This window comes from Rheinheimera sp. (genome assembly GCF_020217005.1).
Taxonomy (GTDB): Bacteria; Pseudomonadota; Gammaproteobacteria; order Enterobacterales; family Alteromonadaceae; genus Pararheinheimera.
In genome coordinates, this window is the sequence record NZ_JAIWOI010000206.1 from 1 (window position 1) to 10,000 (window position 10,000).

The following is a 10,000-nucleotide window of genomic DNA, read 5'->3' on the forward strand; positions in this document are numbered from 1 at the left end:
ATAGCAAATTCTGGTCTGGTCAAAACTCAAAAAAGACTGATGTTGACCTCGTTGCCAGAATTGCTGCAATACAGCTTGAGCCTTTACCAGTTGCTGTTCTGTAAAGTTTGCCGTCAAAAGGGGGGGGAATGATGCTGGCACTCAAAGATCCTTAGTGGGTCAGAGGTAATACTATGCGGACTAACAAGCCGCCAGTGGCTGGCAACGAAGCACTGATACTACCATGATGTTGTCTGATAGCGGAGGCGGCGATAGCCAAACCCAAGCCTGTGCCATTCTGATGCTCCCGTACAGCAGAGACCCGATAAAAAGGCGCGAAGATCTGTGACAAACTTTCAGTTGGCACTCCGGGCCCCTGGTCCTGGATTTGTAACTCAAGCTGTTGTTCCTGTCTTGTTAAAGTGCATAGGATCAAGCTAGCTGCCGGGCTGTATTTAATCGCATTTCGCAGCACATTTTCGATAGCTCGTCCTAATAGTCTTTGGTCGGCGTCCAACCAGCATTGTTCTGGTGCATTTAGTTGAACCTGTTGTTGTTTGGCATCAGCTTCCAACTGATTGAGTTCGATAATGGCATTGAGTAATTCTGTTAAATCCAGTGGCTGTTTTTCCAGTGGATACTGACCTGCATCCAGTCTACTAAAGGTCAGTAACTCATCCAGCAATTGATCCAGCAGTTTTAATTCCATTTCAATACGTTGCAATTGGGGATTGTCACCCTGGCGTTGTTGCAATGCCAAAGCTAATTGGGATCGTGTCAGCGGAGATCGCAACTCATGCGATACATCTCGCAGTAATCGTTGCTGATTATGGATCAGGCTTTCTATTTGGGTAGCCATGGTATTAAAACCGCGGCCTAAATCACCGAGTTCATCTTTTCGGGCTGCCAGCGCTTTGACTCTGTTATCTAGTTCGCCTTGAGCGAATTTCATATGGCTGCTACTTAACTCGCGTAAAGGTCTGGTGATAGATAAAGCCAGAATTAAACTGGCGACTGCCGATACCGCCAGCAGTAAGGTCAGTAAAGAGCCTTCCGGCAGGGCATGGAGTTGCCACCAGGCTTGTTCAGGTCGTTGTTTTAACTGGAACAAGGCGATGTTTTTATTTGAGATGAGCGTTAGCAAAGGGCCGGCAACAAAAGTATTTTTATGTACCAGCAAGCGCGGTCTGTTTAGCTGTGACAGCTCGGTTAGCCAGTTAGGATCAAACTGGGCAGGCAAGGATTCTGGATTTAACAGCTGATTGTTATCCACATCGACCATCAGCCAACGGCCTTTGTACTTACGTTCCAAATCCCGTTGCAGGGTAGTTAAGTTGGCAAAAGGCTGAAAATGTTCTTTCAGATGCCTGAATTGCTCAGCCACAGGGTGAGGCAAGCGCCGGATTTCAGTTTGCTCAGGCCAGCCTCTGGCCAGCAAAATAGCGCCAGCGACAGCCACGGAGAGCACCAGCCAAAACCACAAAAAAATGCGGCCAGCCAGATAGTTCACCGGATTAAAACTTGCCCGATTCATCAATGCTCGCCTTTCAGTAATAAGTAACCCAGGCCTCTTAAGGTCTGGATTTTTTCGCCTTCATCGTACTGAGCAATTTTCTTACGGATGTTACTAATATGCATATCCAGACTGCGATCATAAAGTTGCAGTCTTTTACCCAGAGCCAGCTGACTTAGATCTTCCTTACTGACCACATCGCCGGCGTGGCGCATCAAAAGCTCGAGAATTTGGTATTCGGTTGCGGTCAATATCAGTGTATTGTCTTGCACAAAAATCTGCCTTTTGGCGCTATCCAACCGCAAGCTGTTGACCTGAACCGTGCTTAATTGAGGTTGTTGTTGCTGCTGTATCAGTTCGACCCGACGCACTATAGCTTTGATCCGCGCCACCAGCTCGCGTGGGCTAAAGGGTTTCGCCAGATAATCGTCGGCCCCTAGCTCTAACCCAACGACACGGTCTATTTCGTCCCCCCTGGCAGTCAGCATTAATACCGGGCAATAACTGTGTTGCCGCAGTTGTTTTAGCAGCGTCAGACCATCCATGCCTGGTAGCATAATATCCAGCAGAATCAGGTTAAAGGCGTTGGATTTAGCCAACTCCAAACCTTCGGGTCCCTGATGTACTGCCTTAAACTGATAACCATCCAGCTGCAGATATTCCGCCACCAACTGGGTCAGTGCCACGTCGTCATCAATCATTAATATGGAAGTCATGCGGGCTCCGGAAATTTTTCTGCCAGTGTAAAAGACTAAGTGACCTTGTTGCACTCCTTTACACAACCTTTACGTTGGCTTTGCGCTGCTTTGCATTCAATATCTTAAGCTATCACTGTCGCAATAAAGGCCAACTATGGCAAATGAGGAAAGACATTATGAAATATTCTACAGTGATTGCATTAGTATTCAGCGGTTTAATGGCTACCAACAGCATCAGCAGTTTTGCTGGTCCGGAACGAGGTCATGAAGGTCATGGACCGGCCATGGGGTTTCATCTGAAAGCCTTAAAAGGATTGGATTTATCCGAGGCGCAAAAAGAGCAGATTAAAGCTCTGATGGAACAGCATCGCGCTACCATGCCGAAACCTGATCAAGTGAAACCAGAAATGGAGCAACTAAAAGCTTTGGTGCAGGCGGAAAGTTTTGACGAAGCTGCAGTCAGAGCTTTATTGGAATCTAAACAAAAAGACAAACTGGATCAAGACGTTGCCCGTGCCAAATTGCAATTCGAGATCAATAAAGTGCTGACGACAGAGCAAAAAGCTAAGTTGGCAGAACGGCAGCAGAAATGGCAGGAAAAAGCCAAAGCCAGAGCTGAAGCCAAGTCCTGATATCAGCTGAAAAAAACGGCAGCCTTTGTTGAGACTGCCGTTTTGTTGTTTTTGCTGTGCGCTGTATCAGGCTTAGTTTAAAGCCTGAATTTTTGTACCATCTGAATCAACTGAGCTGCCATAGCAGATAAATCGCGGCTTGCCATGGTGGTTTGCTCAGCACCTGCTTCAGTTTGCAACGACAAATCGCGGATAGTGACCAGGCTGCGGTCAACTTCACGGGCAACATGAGCTTGTTGCTCCGATGCTGTGGCAATCAACAAGTTTCTATCGTTGATATGGCTGATCGAATGCACTATCTGCTCCAGCGCTTCGCCTGCTTTGTTGCTCAGTGCAAGAGTGACGTCAGCTCTTTGGCTACTGTTGTGCATAGCCTGCACGGCCTGAACTGTACCTTGTTGTATTTGCATGATCATTTGCTCAATTTCGCGGGTAGAATTCTGAGTTCGATAAGCTAGAGCTCGGACTTCATCGGCAACAACAGCAAAGCCCCGGCCTGCTTCACCAGCGCGGGCCGCTTCGATCGCCGCATTTAACGCCAGTAAATTTGTTTGCTCGGCTACGGCTCTAATCACATCCAGTACCTGGCCAATATCTTTAGCTTGAGTTGAGAGTTGCTGCACCAGTTGAGTTGATTGCTGCATTTCTTCTGTCATCAGCCGGGTTTCTTCTATGGTTTGTTGCATTTCACTGCGGCTTTGCAGTGCAAGTTTGTTTGACGCCATAGAGGCATCAGAGGTGGATACTGCGTTTTGCGCGACATCTTCTACCGCAACTGTCATTTCATTAACAGCTGTGGCTGCTTGTTGCAGTTCGGCGTTTTGCATAGCCAGGCTGGCAGAACTTTGCGCGGTCACTACATTTAACTCTTCCGCAGCGGAGGCCAGCTGCGTTGCTGTTCCGCTAATTTGACTGATGGTCAGCTTTTGGCTTTGTTGCAAATGTTCTAAACCAGCAAAAAGGCGACCCAGTTCATTGTTGGTCTTAACCTGTATCCTTCGGGTTAAGTCACCTGATGCCATCCATTCAAAATGTCGCACAGCCAGTTCAAGCGGTTGCAGTAAAACTTTTTGCATAAACCACCAGGCTCCGAATAACAAAGTCAGAGTCAGCAGCATAAAAAACACTGTGAGCCCAATGGACATTTGATAACGCGTACCTGCCATTTCCATGTAGCTACTATTTGCTTGTTCAGCGCCTTGCATAAAAGCCTGAATCTCTTCCTGAAAGACTGCGTTGGCGTCACGGGCTTTCAGGTTGGCTGTAATATAATGCTCAGTAGAACCTTTAGCTAAAGCCTGAATAGATTCATTTACAGCGGCGTCATAGGCCGTAAAAAGCTGCTGAAGTTTTTGTACTTGTGCTTTTTGTTTTCCCTCTAAACCTGCATCAACAAATTGTTTAAAACGTGGATGTGCTTCTGACAAAAACTTCTTTGAGCGGCTGGCGCTGACTTCAGCTTTGTCTTGCTCACCGGCTTGCAATTCGACAAAACCTGCGGCTAAGGCTATCCGGCTACGCATCATCATGCCGTAAGTGTCACTTAATGGATTTACCTGCAGTACCGCCATGCGATAGAGATCCTGCATCCCCTGGTCGTTGCTCCGTGCACTTGACCAGCTATAAAGGCTCAGGCTGGACAACGCAAAACTGAAGATGGCAAGTATCAGCAAAATTCCTGTTTTGACTGAGATATTTTTTAACATTTATGATCCTTGTGCAGTTGCTGTCTGAGTAGATAAGAGTGGTTGGATGCTTGTAGCGACCAAACTGAGCGGCTTCTTAAGTTTGTGACAGATTTAAGTCATCTGAGGGCGACCTGATCGCCACACAGAAATCAATAGCAAGACGTCCTGAGCTTTTAACTTTGCTAAAGTCGGGGATACTGCTAACTTAGCCATCTTGATTTTAGGGGGGGATATTATGAAAAAAAGCTTGTCTTATCTGAACTGGAGTCCGAAGCGCTTAAAGTGGAGTAGCTTGTTTAGTTTTTTACTTACCGCAGCAGCTATTGCTGTGTTTGTATGGATCCCAAAATACAGTGTGCAAAGCGATGGCTCTGATTTATTGCAGGTACCAGCTGTTCTGAGTGGTATGCAATGTGACCCGGGAGCGGATCGCAAAGGTATTATTTATCTGCGTAGCAGCTTGTCGACTGAGTGGTTGCCGCTGCAGGACAGGCAGGACTGCGATAACACTCAGCAGTTATACGGTTTTTTAAACAAGGAAAATCAGCTGATATTTTTTATTGAAAACAAAGTCGGTGATTTTTTAATCCACGGTGTGCGGACATCCGCTACCAATAAAAAACTGCTATGGCCTGAAGATAACATCATAGTGATGAACAAATGGAACAGCTTGCCGCTGGTGCTGGCCTTTGTATTTTTTGTCTGTGCCGTGATGTTTTGGCGTGCTTACGCTCAGCGCACTGAATTTTAAACCGCGGCTGGCTGTAATTCCGCGGTCAGCCACTTTACAAAAAGCTCCACGGCAGTGCTTTGCATACTATCTGCTTTATAGTGCACCTGATACTGACCCCAGGGCAGCTGATAGCTGAATTGACGTAACGCAATCAGCTGACCGCTGACTAGGGCAGGTCCCGCGATAAAATCATTCGACAAGGCAAAACCGAAGCCGCCACTCACGGCTTTGGTCGCCAATAAAGCCAGATTGACATAACGGAGCTGCAAGGCTGCCGGGCTACGCAGCTGCTGATGCTGGCACCATAACTGCCAGTCTTCCCCTGTTTCTGAGCTATAAAGTGGATACTGCAATAATTCGGCTGCGGTATGGTGAACTAATAACTGAAACTGAGCTGGCGCACAGACGGGATACCAATACTCTGTGCGCAGCTGACGGCTGACAAAACCAGCAGGAGCGGGCCAGGTGCCCAGTATAATGTCATAGTGTTCCGGATCAGCGTTGTTGGCCATAGAGGCCATGTCCAGCAGAGTATCCAGTTCAGGTTGTTGCCGCTTAAACTGCTCCAGTCTCGGTGCCAGCCATTCCACGGCAATAGAAGTTTGTGCCAAAATTTTAAGCTGAACCGGCGGTTGATTCAGCAAATGTTGGGTAACTGAATTTAACCGGACAAAACAGTCCCTTACCACCGAATACAGCATATCCCCCGATTGAGTCAGCTCCACACTTTTGTTTTGTCTGAGCAACAATGGCTGACCAATAAAATCCTCCAGTAGTTTTACCTGATGACTGACAGCACTTTGAGTAACAAAAAGCTGTTCTGCCGCTTTGCTAAAACTCTTCAGTCGGGCTGTGGCTTCAAAGGCTTGTAAAGCTTTGAGTGGTGGTAGCATGGATGAATCCAATTCATGATTTGTTGAATTAATATCATTTTAATTCATGCAGTCAGAGTTGCATACTCTGGACTATCAACTGAAAAACGGGGTGAGTGATGAGTCAGATAGGTGGTAAAACCAAACAACAAGCGCTGGATAGCTTAAAGCCCATGACTGCTGGTGTAGAAGCTATCAGTGCAGCTGAATATCAGGCTCGGATAGACAAAGCGCAGCAACTGATGCGACAGCAAGGGATTGATGCTTTGTATCTCAATGCAGGCACTAACTTAAGCTATTTTACAGGCACAGTCTGGTATGCCAGTGAGCGGTTAGTTGGCGCTTTGCTGCCAGCGGAAGGGCAACTGGTTTATATCAGCCCGGTGTTTGAGATCCCCACTCTGACAGGCTTTCAGGTGATACAAGCTGAAGTATTAGGATGGCATGAACATGAAAATCCTTACGAGTTGCTGCTTGGCGCGCTAAAACGGCGCTGTGCTAAAGCAGAACCAGTATTGGCACTGGATGACAGCAGCGCCTTTTTTATCTTTGAAGGTTTACGTCAGGCCAATCCTCTGCAACAGGTGGTGAGCGGCAAAGTGATTACTCAGGGCTGTCGAGCACTGAAATCAGCAGCTGAGATTGCCATTATGCAACGCGCTATGGATATGACATTAGCAGTGCACAAGGCCGTTGCCAGTATCCTGTATCAAGGTATCAGCACAGCTGAAGTCGAAGCTTTTATCGATGAAGCCCATCGTAAAGTGGGCGCCAGCGGCTCCTACTTTTGTATCGTGTTATTTGGTCCCGATTCTGCGTATCCCCATGGCGTGAAAAATCCTAAACATCTAGAATCCGGTGATATGGTATTGATTGATACTGGTTGTCGTTTACTGGGGTATGTGTCTGATATTACCCGCAGTTATGTATTCGGGCTGCCAACAGAGCGCCAACGCCAGATTTGGTCGATCGAAAAAGCAGCTCAGGCAGCGGCTTTCGCGGCGGCACAACCAGGGGTTGCTTGTGGTTTGGTCGATGCTGCTGCCCGGGAGGTGTTGGAATCTTATGGTTTAGGGCCAGATTACGCCTTGCCTGGTCTGCCACACAGAACAGGTCATGGCATAGGTATGGATATTCACGAAGGTCCTTATCTGGTGCGTAACGAACAAACGCCTCTAGCTACCGGCATGTGTTTCAGCAATGAACCCATGATTTGTGTACCAGGGGAGTTTGGTGTCCGGCTTGAGGATCACTTTTATATGACAGCATCGGGTCCGCGTTGGTTTACGCAACCCGCTATTGCTATTGATCAGCCTTTTGTTAGTTAGTATTGCCTGCCTCTGATGTCAGCCCTTGTCAGGGCTGGCATGTTCCTTATTTATACCCGGTAACCTTTATCAACTTAACCATTACAAATGGTCACAAGTTTTGTTTTTGTTGCTTTTAGACTGACGGCAACAAAAGGAGAACTGCAATGAAGCGTGTGGCTGTGATACTGAGTGTGGCTGTGGCTGTCGCCGGGTTAACTGGTTGTAATGTAGATCTTAATCCCGAAGACGGGCGTGCCTTTAATTATGATTTTAATGCAGGAGCTCAAGGCTGGACCGTAGGGTTTTCAGACTATCCTGTTGATAATGCTGAGATCTTTGAACTGGAATCCGGTATTAAAAAGTTACCTCAGAATCCACAAAAATCAGGCTACTTCATCTCAGGCATGAATCGAAGTGATGACCTGTTTATGTTCCTTAAACGGCAATTCTCAGGTTTAGAACCGTCCACTAAATATTATGCTCGCGTACGCCTGAGTTTCCTGTCTGACGCTGGGGTAGGGTGTATGGGAATAGGTGGATCTCCGGGTGAAAGTGTTTATCTGAAATTTGGTTATGGTGACAAAGAACCAAAACAGGAAGGGTACTACCTGAATCTGGATAAAGGTAATCAGGCACAATCTGGTGCAAATGCAAAAGTGATAGGTGATATAGCTACAGCAGGTGCTGATTGCGACGGCGGTAAATTTGCTGAGAAGACAGTGCAGACCACTACCGCAGACCGTATTCCTGTCTATAGCAACGCTCAGGGGCAAGCCTGGTTGTTTGTTGGCACTGACTCTGGGCACGAAGGTTTAACTGCCTTGTATTACACCAGTATTGAAATAGCGTTGGAACCCTTCTGATTTCCTGCCGGCCAGAGGGCTCCGCGAGACTCTGGCTGGATTTTTCTCCAATTGAGCGGGGCAGTAGTTAAATCTGCCCTGCTCATTCGAACCTGTTACTCCATGTTTAATTCTTTTAGTTTACGGGTCAGGGTGTTGCGACCCCAACCCAGACGCTTGGCTGCATCCTGTTTATGGCCATGGGTATAATGCAGCGCTTGCTGAAGTACAATTTTTTCAAACTCCGGTCCTGCTTCTGCCAGTATATTTTCTTCGCCTGCGTTAAGCTTTTGGCTGACCCAGGCCGCTAACGCCTCTTGCCAGCTCTGCTGCCCACCAGCAGCAGAGCTGACTACTACTTTCGGTGCGGCGGTCAATTCCGGCGGTAAGTCGGACAGCAACACCTGTTTGCCACTGGCCATCACAGTCAGCCAGCGGCAGCTGTTTTCCAGTTGACGCACATTGCCTGGCCAGTCGAGCTGGGCTAAAAATTTTTCTGTTTCAGGCGCCAGGTTTTTTGCTTCCACATTCAGCTCGCGGGCCGCTTGCTGCAGGAAATGTTGCGCCAGTTTGGGAATATCCTGCTTACGGTCTTTAAGCGCCGGAATTTGAATTCGGATCACGTTCAGGCGGTGGAACAAATCCTCACGGAATTTACCCTCCGCGACCAGGATCTCGAGATTCTGGTGCGTCGCCGCAATTATCCGCACATCGACACTGATGCCCTGATGACCACCAACCCGATAAAACTGACCATCTGCCAACACCCTCAATAAACGAGTTTGCACATCCAGTGGCATATCCCCAATCTCATCGAGGAATAAAGTGCCGCCATCGGCCTGCTCAAAACGGCCTTTACGCAAATTGGCTGCGCCGGTAAAGGCACCTTTTTCATGGCCGAACAGTTCTGATTCAATCAAATCTTTTGGAATAGCTGCCATATTCAATGCGATAAAAGGTTGTTCGGAGCGTGGGCTGTGTTTATGCAGCGCGTGAGCCACTAACTCTTTACCCGTACCTGACTGACCATTGATCAGCACGCTGATACTGGACCGTGATAAACGACCAATAGCACGAAATACTTCCTGCATGGCTGGAGCTTCGCCAATAATTTCCGGCACTTCAGTTTGCGCAACTGCCTGCTGTTTCGGCTGTTTGGCCTGACTATGGGCTAAGGCACGTTGGATCAGCGACACGGCTTCATTGACGTCAAAAGGTTTGGGCAAATATTCAAAGGCGCCTTTTTTAAAGGCATTCACCGCGCTGTCCAGATCGGAGTGTGCTGTCATTATGATCACAGGTAATTCTGGTGATAATTCCTGCAATTTGGTCAATAATGCCATTCCATCAGTGCCCGGCATCCGGATATCGGACACTACTACAGTAGGTTGTTCGTATTGCAAACGTTGCAACATTAAATCAGCCGAAGCATAACTTTCGCAGGCAATGTCAGCTCGCGCTAACGCCTTTTCCAACACCCAACGGATCGAATTGTCATCATCAATAATCCAGACTACTTGCTGCATTGATCTTCTCCAGAGTTATTGAGCGGTAAATACAAAGTAAAAGCGGTTTGCCCTGGCCAACTTTCGCAATCAATCCAACCACCATGCTGGTGGATTAAAGTTTGAGCTATCGACAAACCTAAACCTGTACCGCCAGGTTTGCCTGTGACCATAGGAAAAAATAAGGTGTCTTTAATTTCCGGTGGAATGCCCGGACCATTATCTATT

10 protein-coding genes are annotated in these 10,000 nt (G+C 47.5%); 4 read left to right on the forward strand and 6 right to left on the reverse strand.

The features are described from left to right. Positions 1 to 151: 151 nt before the first annotated feature. Together LDL40_RS10070 and LDL40_RS10075 are read right to left on the reverse strand one after the other, a co-directional pair. Positions 152 to 1,513 carry an ATP-binding protein gene (locus tag LDL40_RS10070; RefSeq protein ID WP_300995205.1) on the reverse strand — a complete coding sequence of 454 codons (1,362 nt, stop codon included), beginning with the start codon at positions 1,511 to 1,513 and terminating at the stop codon, positions 152 to 154. Next, positions 1,513 to 2,208: a response regulator transcription factor gene (locus LDL40_RS10075; RefSeq protein ID WP_300995207.1), complete on the reverse strand. Its 696-nt coding sequence runs from the start codon at positions 2,206 to 2,208 to the stop codon at positions 1,513 to 1,515. Before LDL40_RS10075 ends, LDL40_RS10070 begins: the two co-directional genes overlap by 1 nt. A gap of 158 nt (positions 2,209 to 2,366) precedes the next feature. Here LDL40_RS10075 and LDL40_RS10080 point away from each other — a divergent pair, with 158 nt between their 5' ends. Continuing rightward, on the forward strand, positions 2,367 to 2,822 hold the full coding sequence (locus LDL40_RS10080) for a Spy/CpxP family protein refolding chaperone (RefSeq protein ID WP_300995208.1): 456 nt from the start codon (positions 2,367 to 2,369) through the stop codon (positions 2,820 to 2,822). Between the two features lie 77 nt (positions 2,823 to 2,899). Here LDL40_RS10080 and LDL40_RS10085 read toward each other — a convergent pair whose 3' ends face one another. Further along, complete coding sequence (locus LDL40_RS10085; protein WP_300995210.1) at positions 2,900 to 4,528, reverse strand: methyl-accepting chemotaxis protein; 1,629 nt, start codon at positions 4,526 to 4,528, stop codon at positions 2,900 to 2,902. Positions 4,529 to 4,745: 217 nt separating this feature from the next. Between LDL40_RS10085 and LDL40_RS10090 the strand changes: the two genes are divergently transcribed. After that, positions 4,746 to 5,261, forward strand: a complete 516-nt coding sequence (locus LDL40_RS10090) for a hypothetical protein (protein WP_300995211.1) — start codon at positions 4,746 to 4,748, stop codon at positions 5,259 to 5,261. On the opposite strand, the gene LDL40_RS10095 is transcribed toward LDL40_RS10090, so the two are convergent. Beyond that, a complete protein-coding gene (locus tag LDL40_RS10095; protein ID WP_300995212.1) occupies positions 5,258 to 6,136 on the reverse strand; it encodes a LysR family transcriptional regulator in 879 nt (292 codons plus the stop codon). The two genes, LDL40_RS10090 and LDL40_RS10095, sit on opposite strands and share 4 nt — an antisense overlap. A gap of 98 nt (positions 6,137 to 6,234) precedes the next feature. Here LDL40_RS10095 and LDL40_RS10100 point away from each other — a divergent pair, with 98 nt between their 5' ends. Together LDL40_RS10100 and LDL40_RS10105 are read left to right on the forward strand one after the other, a co-directional pair. After that, a complete protein-coding gene (locus LDL40_RS10100; protein ID WP_300995213.1) occupies positions 6,235 to 7,443 on the forward strand; it encodes a Xaa-Pro peptidase family protein in 1,209 nt (402 codons plus the stop codon). A gap of 146 nt (positions 7,444 to 7,589) precedes the next feature. Beyond that, positions 7,590 to 8,288: a hypothetical protein gene (locus LDL40_RS10105; protein WP_300995214.1), complete on the forward strand. Its 699-nt coding sequence runs from the start codon at positions 7,590 to 7,592 to the stop codon at positions 8,286 to 8,288. A 95-nt stretch (positions 8,289 to 8,383) separates the two neighbouring features. Here the strand turns inward: LDL40_RS10105 and glnG are convergent, their stop codons facing one another. Both glnG and LDL40_RS10115 read right to left on the reverse strand, forming a co-directional pair. Beyond that, the gene (glnG, locus tag LDL40_RS10110; RefSeq protein ID WP_300995216.1) at positions 8,384 to 9,793 is read right to left on the reverse strand and encodes a nitrogen regulation protein NR(I); all 1,410 of its coding nucleotides are present in this window, start codon (positions 9,791 to 9,793) and stop codon (positions 8,384 to 8,386) included. Beyond that, positions 9,781 to 10,000, reverse strand: a 220-nt coding sequence (locus tag LDL40_RS10115) for an ATP-binding protein (RefSeq protein WP_300995217.1), incomplete at its 5' end; no start/stop codon positions are given. The genes glnG and LDL40_RS10115, both read right to left, overlap by 13 nt.